A 23,036-nucleotide genomic window follows, 5' to 3' on the forward strand; every position below is an offset into this window, starting at 1 on the left:
ACTAAAGTTCAACAGGTGATCCGCCGGAGCGCAAGCGTGGGCAACATGATCGGCTGGAGCGATTTGTCGGTACTTGAATTCATGCTATTTATTCTGCACCTAAGCCACAACTGTTTTTGCATTTTTCCGCTCACACATTGGGCAGGGATCATTGCGACCCTTTCATTCTCCGCTGACTTGATGCTATGTGCGGTCGTTTTGCTCAATACCTCCGCGGCGCGGAATTGGACGCCCATTTTGGCGCCTCACTCGACGGGGCGTTGCTTCCGCCACGCTACAATATCGCCCCTGGGAGCCTGCTCCTGGCCGTGCGCGCGGACCCCGCCGGTACGCGAACCTTCGCGACGCTCCATTGGGGACTCATCCCGAGTTGGGCGAAGGATCGCAACATCGGCTACCGCACGATCAATGCACGGGCCGAGACGGTGGCCGAGAAGCCGTCCTTTCGCGCGGCCTTCCGACAGCGCCGTTGCCTGATCCCCGCCGATGGTTTCTACGAATGGCAGGCAACCGGTTCCGGAAAGCAGCCGTATTTCATCGCCCGGCGTGATCGCCAGCCCTTCGCGTTCGCCGGATTGTGGGAGACCTGGACCGACCCCGGCACGGGCAAGCGACTCGACAGCGCCACGATCATCGTGACCGACGCGAACGACGTGGTTAGCCCCATCCACGACCGGATGCCGGTGATCCTGACGCCGGCGGCCTACGGTGTCTGGCTGGATCCGACACGGACGCGACCGGAGACCCTGACGCCACTGCTCAAACCCTGCGATCCGGCCCCATGGTTTGCTTATCCGGTCGACCGGCGGGTGAATACGCCGTCCGAGGATGGCCCGGCGCTGATCGAGCCTTGGTCATCCATGATCCAGGAACCGGAACTTCGCGCCTCGCGCTGAGCGAAGCCGAACCCTTCGGCACTCAAAATAGAGTTTAGTTTGCGTCAATCCGAATTCTGTTGGCGCTTTCACCGATACCGCCTATGGAATGTCGGCGATTCCAAGGAAAATAGCCCCTTGCCCCTTGCCCCTTGCCCCTTGCCCCTTAAACCGCGGGCCGTCGCTGATCCGGCCGCAGCCGTGGCGTGAAATAGACATCCGCGTCGTCCAGGTCGACCGCCTTCCCGGCCAGGTCGACCAGCGGTTGTTCGTAGTCCTTCCAACCCCGCAGACCCGTCTGCAGCGATGCGACCCGTTCGTAGCCCAGCACGGTCAGCGAATGGGCGGCGAGGATGCTGCGATAGCCGGAACGGCACACCACGACGATCTCGCGCGCGCGCGCCCGGACCAGTTCGGGGATCGTCTCCTCATAGTCCCACTCGCAGGCGGATTCCAGGATGCCGCGCGGGATGTTCAGCGAGCCGGGGAGATGCATGGCGGAAAACTCGTCCGGCTCGCGGACATCGAGGATGAGCAGGTCGGGGTTCTCTTGAATCCGTTCCTCAAGATCCCAGGGCATGATCTCCTTGATGTCGGTCAGACAATTTTTGATCAGTTCGAGAAAATTTTTCATGGCACTTCTGCTCTTTGCGGTTCAACTGCGTGTGTTAGGACTGGCGAGATGAGGCGGGCAGCGAGCGCGCCGCCGCGACGCAGGCCTGGCCAAGCGAGAGTCCGCCATCGTTCGCGGGCACCTGTTGCTGCATGAGGACACGCAGCCCAGCCGCGCCGAAGCCGTCCGCGACGGATTCCAGGAGGAGGCGGTTTTGAAACACGCCGCCTGACAGCGCGACCGTGTCCAGCCCGTTGCGCGCGGCCAGTTCCAGGCCCAAATCGACGATGGCGGCGCTGAATCCGAGATGAAAGCGGGCGGCGATCCGCTCGCTCGCAACGCCTTGCGCCAGATCCTCGAACAGCGCATCCCAAAGCGGCGCGGCATCCAACACGGTCGCCGATGGCGTGGCGAGGGTCGCGAACGGATAGCCTGAACCCGCCGTCTCCATCGCCCGCGAGGCCGCCGATTCCAGTTCGATGGCCGCCTGTCCCTCGTAGGTCACGCGCTCTCCGCCAAGCCCGAGCGCCGCCGCCACCGCGTCGAACAGCCGGCCGGCGGAACTGGACGGGGGGGCGTTGAGTCCGCGCTCCATGATGGCCCGGAGCACGCCGAGCGGTTTTTCGGCCAGCCGCCGGACGAGGTTCAGATGGGGATAACGGGCCTGCATTTCATCCCAGCCGCAGGCGCGCTCAAGCTGTGCGTACAGGCTGCGCCAGGGCTCCAGGATCGCCTGGGTTCCGCCCGGCAACGGAACCGGCTTCAGATGTCCAATCCGTCGGTAGTCGCGGTAATCGGCGGCCAGAAACTCGCCGCCCCAGAGCGTGCCGTCATCGCCATAGCCGAGCCCGTCGAGCAGGATGCCGAGGACCGGGCCGGCTTCCAGCGGCCAGCCGTTGTCGGCCAGCACCGAGGCCAGATGGGCGTGATGATGCTGCACGCCAATCAAAGGCAGATCGGCGCGGGCGGCCCAGTCGCGCCCGAGAAGGCTGGAGCGGTAGTCGGGATGCAGGTCCACGGCCAGCAGCCGGGGCCGGTGCTGGAAGAGTTCGAGATAGAGCGCGAGCGTGGCCTCGTATTCGCGCGCGGTGCGGGCGTCTTCCAGATCGCCCAGGTGCTGGGAGAGGATCGCCTGACCGTCACGCGCCAAACAGAGGGTGTTTTTGAGTTCGCCGCCGAAGGCGAGGATCGGCGGCGCATCCGCGAAGCCCGGCGGCAGCCGGATGGGGGAGGGGGCATAGCCGCGCGCGCGGCGCAGGAGGCGCGGCGCTCCGGCCATCACCCTCGCCACCGAATCGTCGACCCGATTCACGATCGCGCGATCATGCAGCAGCGAGACGTCCGCCAGCGGGCTCAGGCGTTTGGCCGCGTCCAGGTTATCGATGCACTGAGGCTCCTCGCTCAGATTGCCGCTGGTCATGACCAGCGGACGTGCCCAGTCGGCCAGCAGCAAACGATGCAGCGGACTGTAGGGCAGCATGAAGCCGAGCGTGGTCTGACCCGGCGCGATCTCCGGAGCCAGAGCCGCTGCGGCGTATGGGCAGCGCGAAGCCTGCCCATCCTGACCGCTCCGAGGCGCTCGCATGTCCAGCAACAGAATCGGCGCCGCCGGGCTTTCCAGCAGCGCGGCCTCCGCGTCCGTGACCCGGCAGACGGCGCGGATCGTCTCCAGGTTCCGCGCCATCAGCGCGAAGGGCTTGCCGAAGCGGCGCTTGCGCCGGCGCAGTTCGGCAACCGCTGCCGCGTTGGCGGCATCGCAGGCGAGATGAAAGCCGCCGATCCCCTTGATGGCGAGAATGCGCCCCTCGGCCAACAGATGGCTGGCCGCGGCGATGGCGTCGACCGCGCCGAATCCGGCCGGATCCAACTCGCGCCCCTCGGCATCGGTCAGCCAAACCCTGGGGCCGCAGTCGGGACAGGCATTGGGCTGCGCGTGAAAGCGGCGGTCGGCCGGATTGGCGTATTCCCCGGCGCAGACCGGGCACATCGGAAAGACCGCCATGCTGGTCCAGGCCCGATCGTAGGGGATGCCCCGGACGATGCTGAGTCGCGGCCCGCAGTGGGTGCAATTGGTGAAGGGATAGCGGTAGCGGCGATTCGTCGGGTCCAGGATCTCAGCGGCGCAGTCGGGACAGGTGGCGGCGTCGGCGACGATGCCGGTCTGTACCGCAGTGGCGGCGCTCGCCAGGATCGCAAACCCGTCCGTCTCCAGCGCGGCGGCGAGCGGGGTGCGCTCGATGCTCTCGATCCGCGCCAGTGGCGGACACTCCGCCCGCAGGCGCTCGCAGAACCGATCGATGGTCTGACGGTCATCCGCCTGGACACGGATCAGGACGCCCGCGCCATCGTTGAGGACATCCCCGACCAGACCGCAAGCGCGGGCGAGGCGCCAGACAGTGGGCCGGAAACCGACGCCTTGGACCAGACCGCGCACACGGATCGACTCTGCATTCATGGTACACCGCATCTCGCCGAGTGCCGCGGGTGGCCAGCGATGCGGGTCACACGGCACATTGCTCGTCGGAATCGAGCATGACCCAGCCCCCTCATGCTTGTCGATGACGAATTCGTACTCCTGAACATGCCGACGCAAGACTCGATGGCAAGCCGCCGCGGCGTGATGTGCCGCGCGTTTCCCGCCGCTGCCGCGCCGACCCCGGCTCCGGTTGGCGTTGATCGTCAATGACCGCATGTTGAGTCAAGTGGATGCGCGTTGCGCGAACCGACCGCGCGCCCGCTGCCATTAAGTTAAGCCGTTCGTGGTGAGGCCTGAGCATAGCCGAAGGGTCGAACCATGAACGGCTTAACGCTCAGAGGTTTAGGGTTTTCCGCGCGCCCCGATATTCGACCATCCTGAAGAGGAATGACGCATGGCCATTGAAACGACGACGCTTGGCGGTGGATGCTTCTGGTGCCTGGAAGCGGCCTTTCAGACGCTCAAAGGCGTCGAATCCGCAGTATCGGGATACGCGGGAGGTCTCGCCGAGAATCCCACCTATCGAGAGGTTTGCGGCGGTGCCACGGGGCATGCCGAGGTGGTTCGCGTCACCTTCGACAATAGCGTGATCGACTTCGGAACGCTCCTGGAGGTTTTTTTCACCATCCATGATCCGACGACCCTCAATCGCCAGGGCGCGGATGCCGGAACCCAGTACCGTTCCGTGATTTTTTATCACTCCGATCCTCAACGCACGACCGCCGAGCGGCTGATCTCGGAGATGACGGCGAATCAAGTCTGGCCGGAACCGATCGTGACGCAACTTCAGCCCGTGCCGACGTTTTACCCCGCCGAGGTCTATCACCACGACTACTACCGCCGCAATCCCTCGCAGGGTTACTGTCAGGCTGTGATTTCGCCCAAACTCGCGAAACTGCGGAAGCGGCATGCCGACCTGATTCAGAGCCCGTCCTGAAGCGCGTGCATTGCAATTGCGCCAGCGTATTCGACAATGAAACTAACACGCGACCGCGTTCGGCCTGTCATGCGTTGTTGGTGCTCGGCCTTGCCTGAATCCACGGGCAGCGGCGTTCGCGCGGTGTCAGGCAGGTCATGATGTAAAGAGTCCGGCTACAACCGGGCGGGAGGAGTGCGATGATGGCTGACACGATGAAGACGGTCGTGCCCACTCATTACTGGCACCGTCTTGAAGACGGGCGGGTTCAGTGCGATCTTTGCCCGCGTTTCTGCCGCATCAAGGAGGGGCAGCGCGGCCTGTGTTTCGTGCGCGCCTGCGAACAGGGCGAGATCGTGCTGACGACCTATGGGCGTTCCTCCGGATTCTGCGTCGACCCGATCGAGAAGAAACCGCTCAACCATTTTTTGCCGGGTACCCCGGTACTCTCATTCGGCACCGCCGGCTGCAACCTGACCTGCCGCTTCTGCCAGAACTGGGATATGAGCAAGTCGCGCGAAATGGATACCCTGGCCGATCAGGCGGCGCCCGAGACCATCGCCCGTGCCGCCGAGTCGCTGGGTTGTCGCAGCGTGGCCTATACCTACAACGACCCGGTCATCTTTCTGGAATACGCCGTCGATGTGGCACAGGCGTGCCGGGCGCGCGGGGTCAAGTCGGTCGCGGTCACCGCCGGCTACATCCGCCCCGAGCCGCGCGCCGAATTCTTTTCGTGGATGGACGCCGCCAACGTCGATCTCAAGGGGTTTTCGGAGGACTTCTACCACAGACTCTGTAGCGGTCATCTGCAACCCGTCCTGGAGACCCTGGACTATCTGGTTCATGAGACCTCGGTCTGGGTCGAAATCACCAACTTGTTGATCCCTGGCGAAAACGATTCGGATGCCGAATTGGAGGCCATGACTCAATGGGTGGTCGAGCATCTGGGGCCGGATGTGCCCATGCACTTCACCGCCTTCCATCCCGATTACAAGATGCTCGATTATCCCGTGACACCGCCGGACACCCTGACTAGGGCGCGCGCCATTGCCCTGAGAAATGGCGTGCGCCACGCCTATACCGGGAACGTCCATGACGACGCGGGCGGCAGTACCTATTGTCACCACTGCGGTCACAAGCTGATCGGGCGGGATTGGTACGTGCTTTCGGATTGGAATCTGACGGACGCAGGTGCCTGCAATCGCTGCGGGACGCCGTGCGCCGGGGTTTTCGAGGCACATCCGGGATCCTGGGACGGGCGGCGCTTGCCGGTGCGGTTGCGCGACTTCGCCGCTTAGAGGGTGTAGACAAAAATAATTGAGCTGCTATTTGTATACCAGTCTACAACTGAGCTGGTGTGCGCTGATGTCGAAAGCTGGTCGTCCCCCCAAGATTCACGAGGCGGAGCAAGCGGTATTGCGTCAAATTGTCACGGATCGCCCGACCTCCACGCTGTCAGAGATTGCCCGGGAACTCGCGGCACGGACGGGAATCGAGGCTCATGAAGCAACGATTCGCAAGTCCTTGCGGGAGGCGGGCGTCACGCGCCTCCGGGGCGAGAGTGGTCTCGAGGCGCAAGCGCGCGCAACGCCGCGTCGGTATGGGTATACGGATGCGCATCGTCGCCACGACCCCGACCAAAGCTACCCAAGTTGTCTGACCGATGCGGAGTGGGACTTGGTCGCCGCTCTCTTTGAGATGCCGGGCGGGCGGGGTCAACCGCCCCGCGTGTCGCGCCGGAGCATCCTGGAGGCGTGTTGCTACGTGGTGCGCACGGGGTGCGCGTGGCGGATGCTGCCGCACGATTTCGCGCCTTGGCAGAATGTCTACAAGACGTTTCGCCGTTGGAGTGCGGCTGGGAAGTTTGAGCAGATGCATGATCGACTGCGGGGGCAATGGCGCGAACGCGAGGGGCGTGAGATCGCGCCGACGGCGGCGGTGCTGGATGCGCAATCGACCCGCGGCTCGCCGCAGGGTGGACCGAGCGGCTTTGATGCGGGCAAGCAGGTCAAGGGGCGCAAGCGCAGCCTGGTGGTCGATACCTTGGGGTTCGTGTTGGCGGTGAGCGTGGTCGCGGCCAATCTTCAGGACCGCGATGCCGCCTCGGGCGCCGTCGCTGACGCGGCCGCCAAGTACCCCCAGATCAACACGCTGTTTGTCGATAGCGCCTACGCCGGTCAATTTGCCCAAACCACCGAGCAGACCCACGCGATCCGCGTGGAAGTCGTGCGCCATCCAGCCAACAAAAGCGTTGGCTCCTGGCACGTGGACGGGGCGCCTGACCGAGTGGTGATCGCCAACGCCGACGGCTTCGTTCCGCTGCCGAAGCGCTGGGTTGTCGAGCGCACCCATGCGTGGAATGAGCGTGCCCGTCGATTGATCATGCATCATGACCGTCTGCCAGCGGTCTCCGAAACCTGGGTTTGGCTGGCGGAGGCGCGCATCCTGCTGCGGCGGTTGACCACAACGGTTTGATTTTGTCTACACCCTCTTAGAACGTGTCCATCAACTGTTTCCCGACTTGAGCGGCATTGTCCGGTCGCCATCGGGACGTCGAAAATTGACAGTTGCTGAATGACGATCTCACGCGGAGGCGCGGAGTGCGCGGAGAAAGACAGGATGCAGGATGGGGACGGCCTCCACGGGGCCGCCCGATGGCAATCGCTCGGCGTGAGCCGTCGTACCGCTTCCCACTCTCCGCGTGCTCCGCGTCTCCGCGTGAAACATTAGAACGTATCCATCAACTGTTTCTCGACTTGAGCGGCACTGTCCGGTAGCAATCGGGAAGTCGAAAATGGACAGTTTTTAAGGTGATTTTCTGAAAAGAATCGACCCACAGGAAGGCGGTGAATGGACAGGATTAACAGGATTGCTCAGGATGGACAGGATTTTCCGTTCGCCCTGAGTCCTGAATGGTAGTGTGGCGCGACCCGCATCCTGTCGGCGGCGCCGGGCTTCAAGCCCGCCTGGCATATCCGATAGCGGCGAGCGCGCTGGCGATTTCGTCCAGGATCGCCGGATCGTCGATCGTCGCCGGAAGCCGGTAGTCCTTGCCGTCGGCGATGGCCTTCATGGTGCCGCGCAGGATCTTGCCGGAACGGGTTTTGGGTAGCCGCTCCACGATGGCGACCGTCTTGAAGGCCGCGACCGGGCCGATCTCGTCGCGCACCATGGCCACGAGATCCTTGACGATGGCCGAGCGCTCCCGTGTGACGCCCGATTTGAGCACCACCAGCCCCAGGGGCAGTTCGCCCTTGAGCGGGTCGGCGGCGCCGATGACGGCACACTCGGCGACATCCGGGTGGGCGGCTAGGACACCTTCCATGCTCCCCGTGGACAGCCGATGCCCGGCGACATTGATGACGTCGTCGATGCGGCTCATGACGAAGAGATAGCCGTCCTCGTCCAGATAACCTGCGTCGCCGGTCAGATAATAGCCGGGCTGGGCGGACAGATAGGACTGAACGAATCGGGCGTCGTTACCCCAGAGGGTCGGGAGACAGCCGGGCGGGAGGGGCAGGCGGAGCATGATGCGGCCGATGTCGCCGAGCTTGACCGCTTCGCCCATGTCGTCGAGCACCTGAATGTCGTAACCGGGAACGGCGCGCGTCGGCGAGCCCGGTTTGATCGGCAGCGGCTCGATGCCGAGACAGTTGGCGGCGATGGCCCAGCCGGTCTCGGTCTGCCACCAGTGGTCGATGACGGGGACGCCCAGCATCTTTTCGGCCCAGTTCAGGGTGTCGGGATCGCAGCGTTCGCCGGCCAGAAAGAGCGCGCGGAAACCGCCGAGGTCGTACCGCTTCAGATGCTCGCCGTTGGGATCCTCGCGCTTGATGGCGCGGAAGGCGGTCGGCGCGGTGAAGAGCACGGAGACCCGGTGTTCCTGGATCACCCGCCAGAAGGCACCAGCATCCGGCGTTCCGACCGGTTTGCCTTCGTAGAGAACTGTGGTGCAGCCGGCCAGCAGTGGGGCATAGACGATGTAGGAATGGCCCACGACCCAGCCGACATCCGAGGCGGCCCAGAAGACCTCGCCGGGTTCGACGTTGTAGACGTTGGCCATGCTCCAGGCCATGGCGACCGCGTGTCCGCCCGTGTCGCGCACCACGCCCTTGGGCTGGCCGGTGGTGCCGGAGGTGTAGAGGATATAGAGCGGATCGGTGGCCGCGACCGACACGCAGTCCGCCGGTTCGGCGGCGGCCAGCGCCTCGGTCCAGCTCCGATCGCGTCCCTCGATCAGGGTACCGGGTTCCTGGGGACGTTGCAGGATGAGACAGTGCGCGGGTTTGTGTTCGGCCAGATCGATGGCGGCATCCAACAGCGGCTTGTAATGCACGACCCGATTGGGCTCGATGCCGCAGGAGCCGGCGACCATGACCCGGGGTTTGGCGTCGTCGATACGGGTGGCGAGTTCGCGCGAAGAGAATCCGCCGAAGACCACCGAATGGATGGCGCCGATGCGCGCGCAGCCGAGCATGGCCACCACCGCTTCCGGCACCATGGGCATGTAAAGGATGACCCGGTCGCCTTGCTCGACGCCGAGCGCCTGGAGCGCGCCGGCAAAGCGCGCGGTCTGCTCCTGCAATTCGGCGTAGGTGATGACGGTTTTGGAGTTCGTCACCGGGCTGTCGTGGATGATCGCTGGCTGATCGCCGCGCCCCGCGCGGACGTGGCGGTCCACGGCGTTGTAGCAGGTGTTGAGCCTGCCGCCGCTGAACCAGCGGTAGAAGGGCGGGTTGGTGTCGTCCAGAACCCGCTCCCAGGGTCGATCCCAATCGATCAGCTCCGCCGCCTCGGCCCAGAAGGTCGCCGGGTCGCGCATCGAGCGGTCATAGACGCTTTGGTAACCCATTTGTGCTGTGCTCCCGAGGGTAAGGCGTCGAATTCCGAAGAGTTTCGGATAATTTCATACCAAATATCTGGTTGTCTAGCGTCCCGCTCGAAGCCCAGCAATTCTCGGTTGAATTCAGCCGGCGATGGCCATGAAAGTCTCCGCCGCCGCGTCCAGCGTCTTCTGGATGTGTCCGTCAGAGTGCGTGCTGGAGACGAAACCGGCCTCGAACGCGGAGGGGGCCAGATAGACGCCGCGCTCCAGCATGCCGTGGAAGAAGGCTTTGAACCGTTCCTGATCGCACCGGGTGGCCTGGTCGTAATTCGTCACCCGCTCGCCGGTGAAGAAGAGCCCGAACATGCCGCCGACCTGATTGGTGCTGAAGGGAATTCCGGCGGCATCGGCACGTTCCTGCAAGCCGCCGAGCAGTTTGGCGGTGGTGGCGGTGAGCCGATCATGGAAGCCGGGCGCGGAGATCAGTTCCAGGGTCTTGAGTCCAGCGGCCATGGCGATGGGGTTGCCGGAGAGGGTGCCGGCCTGATAGACCGGCCCGAGCGGCGAGAGCCGCGACATGATCTCGCGCCTGCCGCCGAAGGCGCCGACCGGCATGCCGCCGCCGATGACCTTGCCGAGCGCGGTCAGGTCGGGCGTGATGCCATAGAGTCCCTGGGCGCAGCCGAGCGCGACCCGGAAGCCGGTCATGACCTCGTCGAAGATCAACAGCGCGCCGGACTGGTCGCAGACCTCGCGCAAGCCTTCCAGGAAGCCCGGCACGGGCGGGATGCAGTTCATGTTGCCGGCGACCGGCTCGACGATGATGCAGGCGATTTCGGAACCGATGGCGGCGAAGGTCTCGCGCACCTGATCGAGATCGTTGTAGCGCAGGGTGATGGTCAGTTCGGCCAGCGCCGCCGGGACGCCGGGCGAACTGGGCTCGCCGAAGGTCAGCGCGCCGGAGCCGGCCTTGACCAGCAGCGAGTCGGCGTGACCGTGATAGCAGCCCTCGAATTTCACGATCTTGTCCCGTCCGGTATAGCCGCGCGCCAGACGCAGGGCGCTCATGGTCGCCTCGGTGCCGGAGCTGACCATGCGCACCATGTCCATGCTCGGAACCAGTTCGCAGACCTTGTCGGCCATGACGGTTTCGAGTTCGGTCGGGGCACCGAAGGAGAGTCCCTTGTCGAGCCGCTCGCGCACCGCCGCCAGCACCTCGGGATGGGCGTGACCCAGGATCATCGGACCCCAGGAGCCGACATAATCGATATAGCCTTTGCCGTCGGCATCGAAGACCTCGGGGCCGGCGGCGCGCTCGAAGAACACCGGATCGCCGCCGACCCCACGGAACGCCCGCACCGGCGAATTGACCCCGCCGGGGATGTGGCGTTGCGCGGCCTGGAAAAGATCATGGGAACGGGTCATCGGGGGTGCTCCTTCGGAAAGAGGTTGGTGTAGGCGCGGGCGGCGGCGGCGATGTCGGGCTGGTCGAAGACGCCAGTGACGACCGCGAGCATGCGTGCGCCCGCCGCGATCAATGAACCGCCATTGTCCGGCGTGATCCCGCCGATCGCAACTGGCGCGATGCGCAGACGTTGGCGCGCCTCGGTCAGAAGACTCGGAGCGGCGCGCACGGCATGGGGTTTGGTGGCGGAGGGAAAGAAGCTGCCGAAGGCGATATAGGTGGCGCCGGCCTGCTCGGCGGCCTCGGCGAGCGACCAATCGTCGTAACAGGAGACGCCGATGATGGCGTCGTCTCCGAGTTGCTCGCGGGCCTGGCGCGGGTCGGGATCGTCGCGGCCCAGATGGACGCCGTCCGCGCCCAGGTCGACTGCCAGCGCCAGATCGTCGTTGACGATGAGCGGGATGCCCGCGTCGCGGCAGAGCCTCAGCAGGGCCGCGCCGCGGTCATGGCGTCCCTGGGAGTCGGAATGCTTGTCGCGATACTGAATCAGCCGCGCGCCGCCGGCGATGGCGAGCGCGACCTGTGCGGCGAGCGAAGCGGGGCTGCTGGAAGCCTCCGGGGTGATGGCGTAGAGGCCAGTCAAATGATGGATCATGGTGCCGTTGTCAGTTGTCAGTTGTCAGGTGATTTCCGGGAAAGACTTACCGATTTTCCGTTCGTCCTGAGCCCTTCGGCTTCGCTCAGGACAGGCTTGCCGAAGGGTCGAAGCCTGTCATGAGCTTGTCGAATGGGATGATCGGAAAATCGCGCTCCGAGGCCAACATTGAATCCGTTCGTGGTTCGACCCTTCGACGGGCTCAGGGCTCACCACGAACGGATTCAATGCCACCGCGAACGGATGCAATTCTGGTATGCGCTTTTCCGGAAATTACCTCAGTTGTCTTTGTCTTTGTCTTTGTCTTTGTCTTTGTCGAGTGAATGATAAAACCGGTTCGGGGTAAGTTGGCAGCGGCCGGATCGAAAAGCCTGCTGGAGGCTCTTCCAGGTATAGGCTTGCGCCGCGTCGACGGCGTCCATCAGCGGCATCCCCAAGGCGAGCCGGGCCGCGATGGCGCTCGCGAGCGTGCAGCCGGAGCCATGATACTCGTCGGGCAGACGCGGCCAGTCCCAATCCCGCCGCTCGCCGTCGGGGCCATGGAGTCGATTGGTCACCTGCCGGGTGTCGTCATGGGTGCCGGTGATCAAGACCCAGCGCGCGCCCATCTCCAGCAGACGCGCGGCGCAGTCGGCGGGCGATTCGGCGTCGGTCAGCGTGCGCGCCTCGGGCAGGTTGGGGGTGATCAGGGTGCAGCGAGGGATCAGATGCTGGCGTAGCCGATCCAGCAGCGCCGCGTCGGCGACCCGCTGACCGGCGCCGGAGGCCAGCACGGGGTCGAGGATGACCGGGAGTTGCGGGTGTGCGTCGACGAGACGAACGATCGCCTCGGCGATCCGCGCATCGCCGATCAGGCCGATCTTCAGCGCGCGGGGTGCGCTGTCGTGGATGAGCGTCCGGCATTGGGCCTCGACCTGTTCGGGCGGTTGCGGATACAGGTGGCGCAGGCCGCAGGTGTCCTGGTCGGTCAGCGCGCTGACGACGGTGACGGCAAAGGCGCCAGCGGCCCGCATCGCCTCGGCGTCGGCGAGGATGCCGGCGCCGCCGCTCGGGTCGTGGCCGCCGATGCAGAGCACGACGGGGCGCTGCGTGGAGGCGTGCATGTTTGCGAATCCTCGCATGATTGCATTGAAATTCCAGAGAGAGTCCCTAGATTTTGGTAGATTTTCCATGAAGACATTGAAGTGTCTATCGAGCGTGGCAATGGCGGTCAGGTCCGCCGTTGCCGGTGAACTGGAGTGGTGTGATGAAGACCTATCAGTGTGTGGTGTGTGGACTGATCTATGACGAGGCGCAGGGCTGGCCGCAAGACGGTATCGCTCCGGGAACCAAATGGGAAGATGTCCCGATGAATTGGAAATGCCCGGAGTGCGGAGTCGGCAAGGACGATTTCGATCTGGTCGAGATTTAACCTTAGGGTATTGCCGAGTTTGTCGCGCCGCGTCTCCCACGGATGGATTTCTCGTCTACAATCGCAGGCATGGACGCAATGATTCAACAACCCCAGTTCGATGCCCCGCGCATCTTTCATGACGTTGCCGCGCTTGCCCAGCGGTACTGCGACATCATCGATCTGTCTGGAAGCGATTGGAAGCATTGGTTGCGCGACATTGCGAACCTGCTGCCCCGTTTGCAGGTCGCCGTCGTTTCGGTGGGTGGCGAAGGGCGCGAGGTCGACCCCATCGGTCCCATCGACCTCATGGATCTGGACGCCCGCTTCGAGTTGTTCGCCCATCTGCGCAGGCTCCTGGCCGACCGCGACAGCTATTGGTTGGAATTCGATTACGCCGGCGAGGGGGCGGACGCCATGACGGGGAGTCTCGCCGATGACCTGACCGACATTTATTGCGAGTTGAAACAGGGTTTGCTGTTGTATGAGCTGGATCCGGACGATGCAATAGCGGTGTGGTCGAGTGGATATGAGCGGCATTGGGGGCGGCATCTGATCGATGCCGACCGCCATTTGGCGATGCTCGGGGCGCAGGCGCGCCTCGACCGCTAACCTTGTCTTTTACGCTGGTATTATTCGTTATCTTTCTGCTAACATCCCTCGCCAATTTGTACGCTACCCAGAGGTTATGCTCATGTCCGCAGTAATCAACGAGATGGAGCTGACGCTGACTCAGCCGGCTCAGACAAAGATGGGCGATTTGTTTCGGCAGGTCGACGACAATATTCAGGGTGTCCGCGTTTTTGCGACCGCGGGCGGTTGCAGCGGGATCAGTTTTGGCATGACCTTTACCGATGTCATCAATGACGACGACGGCGTTCTGTCGTTCGACGGTTTCAAGGTGATTGTCGATGACGGCACCCTTGAATACCTGCGTGGCGTCGAAATCGACTTCGTCGATCAGGACGACGGCAATGCAACCTTCGTGTTCAATAATCTTCCGCAGATGGGCGGGAGTTGCGGGAGTTGCGGATCCTCTTCTTCCGGCGGCGGTTGCTCCTGAGTCGCTGCTTGTGGCCTCGCTCTTCCGCGAGACCGGTTGGCCAGCGCCAGGTTCTTGAGGCGGGACAGCGAACAGCGCGGACAGTCTTTTGATAAAGCGGCTTCTGCCGCTTTTTGTTTTTGAGGATCGAGATGATATCCAAACCAACCATCGGAATGCGCCGTGCCCGTTCAATCGACCAATAGCGCGTCCGACCTGATTCGGATCGGAATCGTGGGCGGTACCGGCTACACGGGGGCCGAGTTGCTCCGCATCCTGGCGCGTCATCCACGGGCAGCGATTTCGGTCATTACGTCCCGGAGCGAGTCGGGGCTGTCGGTCGCCGAGTTGTTTCCGCATCTGCGCGGCCACATCGACCTGCGTTTTACCGAACCCGACAGTGGCGCGCTGGCTGACTGCGATCTGGTTTTCTTTGCCACGCCGAACGGGACCGCCATGCGATCCGCCCCGGAACTCCTGGAGCGCGGGGTTCGGGTGATCGATCTGGCGGCAGATTTCCGACTGAGGGATCCCGCAGTTTGGGAGCACTGGTACGGGATGCCCCATCACTGTCCGGAACTCCTGGCAGAGGCGGTCTACGGACTGCCGGAACTCAATCGGGCGGCCGTCCGGACGGCACGTCTGGTCGCCAATCCAGGGTGTTATCCGACTGCCGTGACGCTGGGCTTTCTTCCCTTGCTGGAGGCGCGGGCGATCGATCCCTCGTGGCTCGTCGCGGATGCGAAATCCGGCGCCAGCGGTGCTGGCCGCAAAGTGACCACGGGTCTGCTGATGGCTGAAATCGGCGAGAGCTTCAAGGCGTACTCGGTGACGGGCCATCGTCATGCGCCCGAGATTGCGCAGAACCTCATGCAGTTTTCGGGCGTCGAAGTAAATTTGACCTTCGTGCCGCATCTGGTGCCCATGATTCGCGGAATCGAGGCGACCCTCTACGCGCGCCTCGCGGATCCGGCGGTCGACCTTGAGCGTTTGTACGCCGAGCGCTATGCCGGCGAGGCGTTCATCGATCTGATGCCGGGCGGCCATCCGGATACCCGTTCCGTGCGGGGGGCGAATCTTTGCCGGATCGCGGTCGCGCGCCAGGGAGACACGGGGGTCGTGGTGGTGCAGTCGGTGATCGACAATCTCGTGAAAGGGGCCGCAGGCCAAGCCGTTCAGAATATGAATCTGATGTTTGGTCTCGATGAGTCGATGGGCCTGGAATCATTAGCCCTGTTGCCTTGAGGCTTGAACCGGCGGTCGGGAAGACGCACTTCCGTTTAAATAACACCTTCTTTTCGAGGATGACGTCTCCCATGAATGCAGAAGCCGAGCTTGATACCCCGCTGATCTTCACGGCATCCGCCGCCTCGAAGGTTGCTCAACTCATTAAGGAGGAAGGTAATCCCGGTTTAATGCTGCGGGTCTATATTCAGGGCGGCGGCTGTTCGGGTTTTCAGTATGGTTTTACCTTCGACGAGGAACTCCAGGACGGCGATACCGAAATCGTCACCGACGGGGTCAAATTAGTGGTCGACCCAATGAGCATGCAATATCTGATGGGCGCGGAGATCGACTACACGGAAGGCTTGCAGGGTGCTCAGTTCGTCATTCGGAATCCGAACGCAACCACGACCTGCGGCTGCGGTTCCTCGTTTTCAGCCTGAATGATCGGGTGGAAGGCCGCTGGAGGCTAGCGGACTTCGCTCGCGGTCTCTGCGGGAGAAGCGGTCGATAAATCCGCTTTGTTTGGCGGGATTTGTAGCGGGATGATTTGGCGATTCGTGTTGATCGTCGGCTTACTCTCCTTGGGCGCTGCCGCGAACCACTGATAGGCCGTATAGCCGACGGTCGCCAGAACGCAGACTGTCAGGATCTTCAGGATCGCCTTCACGGGGCTTCTTCGCGGTTTGCGAAGCGGCCATTCCTTCTGTTGAAATTTGTAGTCGCGCATCATAAAAAACTGCAAAATCAATGAAAAACGATGTTTCTCCAAGTGTAGTCGGAAAACCTGTCGGGGAACAAGCGAGCGACGCCTTCCGTTTTTTCTTCCCGCGCTTGTGTGCGTTGATCGATCGTCGTACTCTCGCGCGTTTTGCCTGACCCGGCATTCCCGACCAGACATCACAAGGAGTCATCGTTATGGACTCGCTCGAACGTGCGTTCGCGCTCATCCAGCGCGGCACCGAAGAAATCCTGCTCGAAGACGCATTACGCAAAAAACTCGCGCAGCAGCGGCCACTGCGGATCAAGGCGGGCTTCGATCCGACCGCGCCCGATCTCCATCTCGGCCATACGGTGCTGATCCAGAAGTTGCGTCAGTTTCAGGATCTCGGCCATGAAATCCTGTTTTTGATTGGCGATTTCACCGGGATGATCGGCGACCCCACGGGCAAGAGCGCGACCCGCAAGCCGTTGACGCGCGAGCAGATCCAGCAAAACGCGGAAACCTATCAGGAACAGGTCTTCCGCATCCTCGACCCGGACAAGACACGGGTTGTTTTTAACTCGGAGTGGCTGGAGAAGCTCGGCGCCGCTGGCCTGGTCCAGCTTGCGGCGCAGCAGACGGTTGCCCGCATGTTGGAGCGAGACGACTTCTCGAAACGCTACAAGTCGGGCCAGCCCATTGCCATCCACGAATTCCTCTATCCGCTCATCCAGGGGTATGACTCGGTGGCCCTGAAGGCCGATGTCGAATTGGGCGGCACGGACCAGAAATTCAATCTTCTGGTTGGGCGCCAACTGCAGGCGATCTACGGTCAGGAACCCCAGGTCGTGATCACGCTGCCAATCCTGGAGGGATTGGATGGCGTGCAGAAAATGTCGAAATCGCTTGGCAACTATATCGGGATCACGGATTCGCCCGACGAGATGTTCGGCAAGCTCATGTCGATTTCCGATGATCTGATGTGGCGTTACTTCGAGCTGCTGAGTCGCCGCGAGATGTCGGAGATCCTCGCCTGGCAGTCCGCCGTGCGCGACGGTGCGAACCCGCGAGACATCAAGTTCGAGCTTGGGTTGGAGTTGGTGACGCGGTTCCATGGCCCGGATCAGGCCAGGCAGGCGCTGGATGGCTTCATCGCCCGCTTTCAGCGTGGCGCCCTGCCCGACGATCTTCCGGAGATCAGCCTCGCGTGCGGCGAAGACGGCGTGCTTGCGATCGCCAATCTATTGAAGGAGGCGAACCTCGTGAAGAGCACGTCCGAGGCGATCCGCATGATCGGGCAGGGGGCGGTGCGCATCGATGGCGAACGGATCGAGGACGCGCATTTGAGCTGTCCTGTTGGTAGCTGTCATGTTTACCAAGTGGGAAAACGCAAATTTGCGAAGGTTTGTCTGACCTGAGCGGTTGTTTGCCTGTGCGGCTCCAATTGCCGAATTCAGGTTGAAGATCGCCAACGACCCGTCCCGCCCGCGCTCAGTGCCGCCGTGTCATTTCGGGATCGAGCCGGGCGAGGAAGAGCGCGATCCGCTGACCGGGTTGCGCGACATCCAGGCCGCTCGCCGCCAGGTTTTCCAGCAGGCGGGCGGATCGGTCGGCAAGTTGCGCGATCTGTTCTGGATCGAACAGATCCAGCGCGGCCGCGACCTCGTCGAGCGGGGCGTCAAGCAGTGTCGGCGCCAGTTCGTCCGGCGCGATGGGGGATTGCGGATGCAGTAGATCCGCGATCAGCGGATGCTCCAGCAGACGAAAATGGATCTGGCGCGCCGCTTCCTCGTCAGCCAGTTCCTGCCGCGCCAGCGGATCGGCCCCGGCGGCCTTGCGGATCGCCCGCATGATGAGATCGATCAATTTGCGGAGCGCCTCACGTTCCCGCGCATGGTCCTCCGGCAGCCCGAAGGATTGTTCGTACTGACGCTCCAGCGATTCCTTGAGTTCGAGGACGATCTCGCTACCCGCGTCGGGCGGCAGTTCGACCGCGCGCCGAACCAGCGCCCGAAAACTCTCCCGAAAGGCTTCCATCTCCTCATGGTCGGCTTTTTGCGCCGCCAGCAGTGCCTCGGGCGAGACCTCCGGGGCGGGCCAGGCGAACAGCGGGTTTTCGTGCCGGCGTCTCAGATGACGCTCGCGTCGGCCGGGTTTGTGGGTGAAGGGGAGTTCCATATCAGGATGCACGCACGGTCAGGGCTTCGTAAATGGCGGAGTAATCCTGATCGGCCAGCCCCAGGGCCTCGGCGCGCAGGCAACTCGCCTCGATGGCGGCCATCAGGCCGGTGTCCAGACCCGCCTCGTCGGCGACCCGACGGAACAGCCGGACATCCTTGTGCAGATGCTTGAGCGGAAAGTTGGCGGCCCCGTATTCGTGGCTCAGATACTTGTCGAGCTTCTTGTCGAAGGTCTTGGCATGGAGCGCGCTCCCGCGCAGCAGGCTCATGAACTGTTCGACCGCGATGCCCTCGTGGCGCACTAGCCCGAGACTGAGCGCAAAGGTCGCGGTCAGGCCGGCGATCAATTGATTCATCGCGAGCTTGAGCGCGGCGCCCTGTCCGACCTCGCCGATGCGTTGCGGGTCGCGGCTCAGATCCCTGAACACCGGCAGACAGCGCTCGAACAGATCGACATCGCCGCCGGCCATGAGGATGAGCGCGCCCTCGCGCGCCTCCGGCAGACTGCCGAGCACGGGGGCTTCCAGATACTCGCCGCCCTGCGCCGCGACATGGGCGGCGATCGAGCGGCTCTCGCGCGGGGCGATGGTGCCCATCTGGACGAGGATACGGCCCGCCAGCGCGTCGGCATCGCCGCCCTCGAAGAGGGTATTCAGGATGGCCTGCGCGTCGCTCAGGACCAAAAGCGTCAGATCCGCGGCGGCGATGGCCTCGGCGGCGGTCGGCGCGAGATGGAGTCCGCGCTGACGGGCGGACTCGGCCCGCTCGGCGCCCCGGTTCCAGCACGTCACCTCGCGCCCCTGGCGTTTCAGCCGCAGCGCGATTTCCGAACCCATCAGGCCCATTCCAAGGACAGCGGTCTTCATGCGCAAGCTCCTGTGAAACCCTGTCCGGCAGGTCAGGCGTGGTTTACAAGCCGGTTCCACCAACCTGCCGGACAGGGTTTATCCGCGTAACAATTTGATGACAGGCAGGGTTTCCGGCCTCGCGCCCCGCCACAGCCAGAAGGCTTCCGCCGCCTGCTCGACCAGCATGCCAAGCCCGTCGAGCGCGCGTGCCGCGCCATGTGTCCGGCCCCAACGCTGGAAGGCGGTCGGGGCGTCGCCATAGAGCATGTCATAGATCCAGCCGCCGTCGCTCAGACAATCCTCGGGGATCGCCGGCACGGCATCGCTCAGACCCGCCGAGGTGGCATTGACGATGAGGTCGAACGACTCGCCTTCCAACGCCTTCAGACCGCGACCCTCGACCGTGCCGCCCGCGCCGGGCGTCGCCGAAGGGAACGCCGCGCCAAGCGCGGCCAGTTCGATGGCCTTCGAGACCGTCCGGTTGGCGATCAACAGGCGCTCCGGCCCGGTCTCCAGCAAGGGCAACAACACCCCGCGCGCCGCGCCGCCAGCGCCCAGCAGCAGTACCCGCGCGCCCTGGAAACGAAAACCGTGGTTGTCGCCCAGATCCCGAACGAGCCCAACGCCATCGGTGTTGTCCCCGCGCAGCCGGCCATCGTCCAGCCGGATAAGGGTATTGACCGCGCCCGCCAGTTCGGCCCTCGGACTACGTTCGTCCGCCAGCGCCCAGGCTTGCTCCTTGAAGGGCACGGTGACATTGAGCCCGCGTCCGCCCTCGGCGAAAAAACGGCGCGCATCGCCCGCGAAGTCGTTCGGATCGCCAAGGATTCGACCGTACTCCAGACACTGGCCGGTCTGGCGCGCGAATTCGGCATGGATCAACGGCGATTTACTGTGGGCGATGGGGTTGCCGATGACGGCGTAACGATCAGACATGGTCAGTCCCGCGACCGTCGACAGTCGGTCGGCTCTCTGTGACGGAAGAAGTCGACAACATGTCGACTACCCCAGATGCCGGCAACATGCCAGCGGTCCCAGGGGGGCGCCATCACTCGGCCAGCCAGCGCGCCACGTCCTTGGCGTAATAGGTCAGGACGCCGTCGGCCCCGGCCCGTTTCATGGAGAGCAGCGCCTCCAGCACCACCGACTTTTCGTTCAGCCAGCCGTTCATGCTCGCGGCCTTGAGCATGGCGTATTCGCCGCTGACCTGATAGACGAAGGTGGGTGCGCCGAACTGATCCTTGATGCGCCGCACGATATCCAGATAGGGCAGGCCGGGCTTGATCATGACCATGTCGGCGCCCTCGGCCAGATCCAACGCGACCTCGTGGATGGCCTCGTCCGAGTTGGCGGGATCCATCTGATAAGTGTATTTGTTGCCGGCCCCCAGATTGGCGGCGGAGCCTACCGCATCGCGGAAAGGACCGTAATAGCTCGACGCATACTTGGCCGAATAGGCGAGGATGCGGGTGTGGATATAACCGGCGGCCTCCAGAGCCGTGCGCACCGCGCCGATGCGCCCATCCATCATGTCCGAGGGGGCCACGATGTCGGCGCCCGCCTCGGCATGCGAGAGCGCCTGGCGCACCAGCACCTCGACGGTCTCATCGTTCATCACGTAGCCGGCATCGTCGATCAGTCCATCCTGACCGTGCGTGGTAAAAGGGTCGAGCGCCACGTCGGTCATGATCCCAAGCTCCGGCACGGCGTCCTTCAGCGCCCGCACGGCGCGCTGGGCCAGCCCGTCCGGGTTGAACGCCTCGCAGGCATCCAGCGACTTGGCCGACAGCGGCGTGACCGGGAAGAGCGCCATCGCCGGAATCCCCAAGCGATGCGCCTCGCGCGCGTCCTCGACCAGCAGATCGATGCTCAGACGCTCGACGCCTGGCATGGAGGCGACCGGCTCGCGCTGCCCTGAGCCTTCCAGGACGAAAACCGGATAAATCAGGTCATCCGGGGTCAGCGTGTTCTCGCGCATCAGGCGGCGCGAGAAGTCGTCGCGACGCATCCGCCGCAGACGGGTGACGGGGAAGGCGGCGCGAGGGGTATCGAGAAAGTGCATGGGAAGTGGCCTCGGGTAAGGGGTTTAATTGCGGATCCGGCGCGCCCGGAACCATCCCGGGGCTTCAGGCCGGATACCATAGCTCAGGAGACGCGATGGCTCCAGTCAGCAATTCTCGGTTTGAACGTCACGGCTATGAGCAGCGGTGTCCCTGACGCCGTTCATGGTTCGAGAGCCTCACCACGAACGGCGTCAGCCTCACCACGAACGGCGTCAGGATCACCGCGAACGGCGTCAGGATCACCGCGAACGGCGTAGATGCCGCTGTTCGAGCAAATCCAGCAGGGGAGCGGCCTTGTGGTAGGTCTCGCGGTACTCGGATTCGGGATCGGAGTCGGCGACGATGCCACCGCCCGCCCAGAGTCGGGCGATTCCGTTGGCATGAATCAGGGTGCGGATGACGATGTTGGTCTCCATGGCGCCGTCGAATCCGAGATAGCCGAGCGCGCCGCAATAGACGCCGCGCCGCTGGGGTTCCAGTTCCTCGATGATCTCCATGGCGCGCCGCTTGGGCGCGCCGGTGATGGATCCGCCGGGAAAGCAGGCGCGCAGCAGATCCAGCGCGGTGCGGTTCTCGGCCAGCCGGCCGGTGACGGTGCTGACCAGGTGCTGGATCCGCGCGTAACGCTCGACCTCGAACAGACGGGGAACCTGGACGCTGCCAGGGACGCAGACCTTGCCGAGATCATTGCGCAGGAGGTCGACGATCATGACGTTCTCGGCGCGGTCCTTGGGGCTGAGGCGCAATTCCTCCGTCAGGCGCCGATCCGCGTCGGGGGTTTCCCCCCTGGGGCGCGTGCCCTTGATGGGCTGGGTCTCGACCCCGCCCGCGCGCACCGTCAGGAAGCGTTCGGGAGAAGAGCAGAGCACCTGACCGTCGGGCGTGGCGAGATAGGCGCCGAAGGGCGCGGGATTGATTCGCCGTAACTGGCGGTAGGCATCCCAGGGGTCGCCTTGCGCCGGGGCGGCGAAGCATTGGGCAAAGTTGACCTGGTAGCAGTCGCCCTCGTGGAGATAGCGCTTGATCCGCGCGATGGCCTCCAGATACTGCCCGTGGCTCATGTTCGGTCTGACCCGGTCGAGTATCCGATAGCACTCTCGCGGACGCATGCCTGTCCCTTTGGGCCGATCCGGCGACAGCAGATCCGAATACGCCTTCAGACGGGCCTCGTCCGGGGCGAACAATCGGCTGCGCCGCTCGGCATGGTCCACCACCAGCGCCCAGTCGTAGATTCCTATCGCCATGTCCGGCAGCCCTTCGGTTCCGCTCGGGGCGAGCCCTTCAAGGTCGCGCGCGCGCCTCGAAAAATCGATGAAACGGCGGGACAGATCGTAACCGAAGTAGCCGATGGCGCCGCCGCAAAACGGCAGACCTTCGAGGCGCGGTCGGGTCGGTCCAAGCGCCTCGCCCAGCAGGTCGAATGGATCGCCCAGGGAGACGCGGATTCCTTGCGGGGACTGGATACGGGTCGTGAGCCCGCGCGTGACGAGTACCGTGCCGGGGTCGGCGGAGAGGACGTCATAGCGGCCCAGGGCGCCGAAGGGTCGTCCGCTGTCGAGAAAGACGGGCCAGGCGCGGTGCGTCAGGGCGTCGAACAGATCGGCGCTGTCGGGTCGATAGGGAAGATCCTGAATCAATGGGAACGTCATACCGGATGGATGTCCGTCACCCGCAACGACTTCGGACACGCAGCCCTGGCGAAAATCGGCAGCGGGGTTGGTGGGCGGTTGCGGGTCGGCGAGTGGTCGATGGTTATGTGAGCGTGAACGCGGCACGCACGGAAGGATGCCACGGAACCGGCGGAGCCGCTTGTCCTTCTCC

At 63.8% G+C, this 23,036-nt stretch carries 22 protein-coding genes; 10 read left to right on the top strand and 12 right to left on the bottom strand.

Annotation, left to right across the window (positions count from 1 at the left end):
- The first annotated feature begins 185 nt into the window (after positions 1–185).
- On the top strand, positions 186–896 hold the full coding sequence (locus THIVI_RS14880; RefSeq protein WP_014779364.1) for an SOS response-associated peptidase: 711 nt from the start codon (positions 186–188) through the stop codon (positions 894–896).
- A gap of 145 nt (positions 897–1,041) precedes the next feature.
- On the opposite strand, the gene THIVI_RS14885 is transcribed toward THIVI_RS14880, so the two are convergent.
- Together THIVI_RS14885 and hypF are read right to left on the bottom strand one after the other, a co-directional pair.
- Positions 1,042–1,509 (bottom strand): rhodanese-like domain-containing protein, encoded by a 468-nt coding sequence (locus THIVI_RS14885; RefSeq protein ID WP_014779365.1) that lies wholly within the window; start codon positions 1,507–1,509, stop codon positions 1,042–1,044.
- A gap of 34 nt (positions 1,510–1,543) precedes the next feature.
- On the bottom strand, positions 1,544–3,943 hold the full coding sequence (hypF, locus tag THIVI_RS14890; protein ID WP_014779366.1) for a carbamoyltransferase HypF: 2,400 nt from the start codon (positions 3,941–3,943) through the stop codon (positions 1,544–1,546).
- 415 nt (positions 3,944–4,358) lie between these two features.
- Between hypF and msrA the strand changes: the two genes are divergently transcribed.
- The 3 genes from msrA (at position 4,359) to THIVI_RS14905 (ending at position 7,355) form a co-directional block, all read left to right on the top strand.
- Positions 4,359–4,901, top strand: coding sequence for a peptide-methionine (S)-S-oxide reductase MsrA (msrA, locus tag THIVI_RS14895; RefSeq protein ID WP_014779367.1), 543 nt, complete (start codon positions 4,359–4,361; stop codon positions 4,899–4,901).
- Positions 4,902–5,080: 179 nt separating this feature from the next.
- Positions 5,081–6,178, top strand: coding sequence for an AmmeMemoRadiSam system radical SAM enzyme (gene amrS / locus THIVI_RS14900; protein ID WP_014779368.1), 1,098 nt, complete (start codon positions 5,081–5,083; stop codon positions 6,176–6,178).
- Between the two features lie 67 nt (positions 6,179–6,245).
- Entirely contained in the window at positions 6,246–7,355 is a 1,110-nt protein-coding gene (locus tag THIVI_RS14905; protein WP_041447215.1) for an IS5 family transposase, read from the top strand.
- A gap of 481 nt (positions 7,356–7,836) precedes the next feature.
- Here the strand turns inward: THIVI_RS14905 and THIVI_RS14910 are convergent, their stop codons facing one another.
- From THIVI_RS14910 to thiD, 4 genes are all read right to left on the bottom strand, one after another.
- The gene (locus THIVI_RS14910) at positions 7,837–9,732 is read right to left on the bottom strand and encodes a propionyl-CoA synthetase (protein WP_014779369.1); all 1,896 of its coding nucleotides are present in this window, start codon (positions 9,730–9,732) and stop codon (positions 7,837–7,839) included.
- 114 nt (positions 9,733–9,846) lie between these two features.
- Positions 9,847–11,130 carry a glutamate-1-semialdehyde 2,1-aminomutase gene (hemL, locus tag THIVI_RS14915; protein WP_014779370.1) on the bottom strand — a complete coding sequence of 428 codons (1,284 nt, stop codon included), beginning with the start codon at positions 11,128–11,130 and terminating at the stop codon, positions 9,847–9,849.
- A complete protein-coding gene (gene thiE, locus THIVI_RS14920) occupies positions 11,127–11,765 on the bottom strand; it encodes a thiamine phosphate synthase (RefSeq protein ID WP_014779371.1) in 639 nt (212 codons plus the stop codon). Before thiE ends, hemL begins: the two co-directional genes overlap by 4 nt.
- A gap of 278 nt (positions 11,766–12,043) precedes the next feature.
- On the bottom strand, positions 12,044–12,868 hold the full coding sequence (gene thiD, locus THIVI_RS14925; RefSeq protein WP_014779372.1) for a bifunctional hydroxymethylpyrimidine kinase/phosphomethylpyrimidine kinase: 825 nt from the start codon (positions 12,866–12,868) through the stop codon (positions 12,044–12,046).
- 143 nt (positions 12,869–13,011) lie between these two features.
- Between thiD and THIVI_RS14930 the strand changes: the two genes are divergently transcribed.
- The 5 genes from THIVI_RS14930 (at position 13,012) to erpA (ending at position 15,864) form a co-directional block, all read left to right on the top strand.
- Complete coding sequence (locus THIVI_RS14930) at positions 13,012–13,176, top strand: rubredoxin (protein WP_014779373.1); 165 nt, start codon at positions 13,012–13,014, stop codon at positions 13,174–13,176.
- A 78-nt stretch (positions 13,177–13,254) separates the two neighbouring features.
- Positions 13,255–13,767, top strand: coding sequence for a DUF5063 domain-containing protein (locus THIVI_RS14935; protein ID WP_014779374.1), 513 nt, complete (start codon positions 13,255–13,257; stop codon positions 13,765–13,767).
- 82 nt (positions 13,768–13,849) lie between these two features.
- Positions 13,850–14,218, top strand: a complete 369-nt coding sequence (locus tag THIVI_RS14940; protein ID WP_014779375.1) for a HesB/IscA family protein — start codon at positions 13,850–13,852, stop codon at positions 14,216–14,218.
- A 195-nt stretch (positions 14,219–14,413) separates the two neighbouring features.
- Positions 14,414–15,442, top strand: a complete 1,029-nt coding sequence (argC, locus tag THIVI_RS14945; protein WP_041447640.1) for an N-acetyl-gamma-glutamyl-phosphate reductase — start codon at positions 14,414–14,416, stop codon at positions 15,440–15,442.
- A gap of 71 nt (positions 15,443–15,513) precedes the next feature.
- Positions 15,514–15,864, top strand: a complete 351-nt coding sequence (erpA, locus tag THIVI_RS14950; protein WP_014779377.1) for an iron-sulfur cluster insertion protein ErpA — start codon at positions 15,514–15,516, stop codon at positions 15,862–15,864.
- A gap of 26 nt (positions 15,865–15,890) precedes the next feature.
- Here erpA and THIVI_RS14955 read toward each other — a convergent pair whose 3' ends face one another.
- Positions 15,891–16,193 (bottom strand): hypothetical protein, encoded by a 303-nt coding sequence (locus tag THIVI_RS14955; RefSeq protein WP_041447037.1) that lies wholly within the window; start codon positions 16,191–16,193, stop codon positions 15,891–15,893.
- 146 nt (positions 16,194–16,339) lie between these two features.
- Between THIVI_RS14955 and tyrS the strand changes: the two genes are divergently transcribed.
- On the top strand, positions 16,340–17,542 hold the full coding sequence (tyrS, locus tag THIVI_RS14960) for a tyrosine--tRNA ligase (protein ID WP_014779379.1): 1,203 nt from the start codon (positions 16,340–16,342) through the stop codon (positions 17,540–17,542).
- Positions 17,543–17,615: 73 nt separating this feature from the next.
- Here tyrS and THIVI_RS14965 read toward each other — a convergent pair whose 3' ends face one another.
- The 5 genes from THIVI_RS14965 to pabB form a co-directional block, all read right to left on the bottom strand.
- Positions 17,616–18,302 carry a hypothetical protein gene (locus THIVI_RS14965; protein WP_014779380.1) on the bottom strand — a complete coding sequence of 229 codons (687 nt, stop codon included), beginning with the start codon at positions 18,300–18,302 and terminating at the stop codon, positions 17,616–17,618.
- 1 nt (position 18,303) lies between these two features.
- Positions 18,304–19,170 (bottom strand): NAD(P)-dependent oxidoreductase, encoded by an 867-nt coding sequence (locus THIVI_RS14970; protein ID WP_014779381.1) that lies wholly within the window; start codon positions 19,168–19,170, stop codon positions 18,304–18,306.
- 78 nt (positions 19,171–19,248) lie between these two features.
- Entirely contained in the window at positions 19,249–20,088 is an 840-nt protein-coding gene (gene aroE / locus THIVI_RS14975) for a shikimate dehydrogenase (RefSeq protein WP_014779382.1), read from the bottom strand.
- 112 nt (positions 20,089–20,200) lie between these two features.
- Positions 20,201–21,214, bottom strand: coding sequence for a porphobilinogen synthase (gene hemB, locus THIVI_RS14980; protein WP_014779383.1), 1,014 nt, complete (start codon positions 21,212–21,214; stop codon positions 20,201–20,203).
- A 240-nt stretch (positions 21,215–21,454) separates the two neighbouring features.
- On the bottom strand, positions 21,455–22,864 hold the full coding sequence (gene pabB, locus THIVI_RS14985) for an aminodeoxychorismate synthase component I (protein ID WP_014779384.1): 1,410 nt from the start codon (positions 22,862–22,864) through the stop codon (positions 21,455–21,457).
- Between the last annotated feature and the right edge of the window lie 172 nt (positions 22,865–23,036).

This window comes from Thiocystis violascens DSM 198, assembly GCF_000227745.2.
Taxonomy (GTDB): domain Bacteria; phylum Pseudomonadota; class Gammaproteobacteria; order Chromatiales; family Chromatiaceae; genus Chromatium; species Chromatium violascens.

Excerpts from the sequence above, each read along its gene's own strand:
- erpA (WP_014779377.1), top strand. The coding sequence starts at position 15,514 with ATGAATGCAGAAGCCGAGCTTGATACCCCGCTGATCTTCACGGCATCC.
- THIVI_RS14940 (WP_014779375.1), top strand. The coding sequence starts at position 13,850 with ATGTCCGCAGTAATCAACGAGATGGAGCTGACGCTGACTCAGCCGGCT.
- THIVI_RS14905 (WP_041447215.1), top strand. The coding sequence starts at position 6,246 with ATGTCGAAAGCTGGTCGTCCCCCCAAGATTCACGAGGCGGAGCAAGCG.
- THIVI_RS14885 (WP_014779365.1), bottom strand. The coding sequence starts at position 1,509 with ATGAAAAATTTTCTCGAACTGATCAAAAATTGTCTGACCGACATCAAG.
- THIVI_RS14935 (WP_014779374.1), top strand. The coding sequence starts at position 13,255 with ATGATTCAACAACCCCAGTTCGATGCCCCGCGCATCTTTCATGACGTT.
- THIVI_RS14970 (WP_014779381.1), bottom strand. The coding sequence starts at position 19,170 with ATGAAGACCGCTGTCCTTGGAATGGGCCTGATGGGTTCGGAAATCGCG.
- thiD (WP_014779372.1), bottom strand. The coding sequence starts at position 12,868 with ATGCACGCCTCCACGCAGCGCCCCGTCGTGCTCTGCATCGGCGGCCAC.
- amrS (WP_014779368.1), top strand. The coding sequence starts at position 5,081 with ATGATGGCTGACACGATGAAGACGGTCGTGCCCACTCATTACTGGCAC.
- THIVI_RS14965 (WP_014779380.1), bottom strand. The coding sequence starts at position 18,302 with ATGGAACTCCCCTTCACCCACAAACCCGGCCGACGCGAGCGTCATCTG.
- hemB (WP_014779383.1), bottom strand. The coding sequence starts at position 21,214 with ATGCACTTTCTCGATACCCCTCGCGCCGCCTTCCCCGTCACCCGTCTG.
- pabB (WP_014779384.1), bottom strand. The coding sequence starts at position 22,864 with ATGACGTTCCCATTGATTCAGGATCTTCCCTATCGACCCGACAGCGCC.
- THIVI_RS14910 (WP_014779369.1), bottom strand. The coding sequence starts at position 9,732 with ATGGGTTACCAAAGCGTCTATGACCGCTCGATGCGCGACCCGGCGACC.
- hemL (WP_014779370.1), bottom strand. The coding sequence starts at position 11,130 with ATGACCCGTTCCCATGATCTTTTCCAGGCCGCGCAACGCCACATCCCC.
- tyrS (WP_014779379.1), top strand. The coding sequence starts at position 16,340 with ATGGACTCGCTCGAACGTGCGTTCGCGCTCATCCAGCGCGGCACCGAA.
- thiE (WP_014779371.1), bottom strand. The coding sequence starts at position 11,765 with ATGATCCATCATTTGACTGGCCTCTACGCCATCACCCCGGAGGCTTCC.
- aroE (WP_014779382.1), bottom strand. The coding sequence starts at position 20,088 with ATGTCTGATCGTTACGCCGTCATCGGCAACCCCATCGCCCACAGTAAA.
- THIVI_RS14880 (WP_014779364.1), top strand. The coding sequence starts at position 186 with ATGTGCGGTCGTTTTGCTCAATACCTCCGCGGCGCGGAATTGGACGCC.
- msrA (WP_014779367.1), top strand. The coding sequence starts at position 4,359 with ATGGCCATTGAAACGACGACGCTTGGCGGTGGATGCTTCTGGTGCCTG.
- THIVI_RS14930 (WP_014779373.1), top strand. The coding sequence starts at position 13,012 with ATGAAGACCTATCAGTGTGTGGTGTGTGGACTGATCTATGACGAGGCG.
- hypF (WP_014779366.1), bottom strand. The coding sequence starts at position 3,943 with ATGAATGCAGAGTCGATCCGTGTGCGCGGTCTGGTCCAAGGCGTCGGT.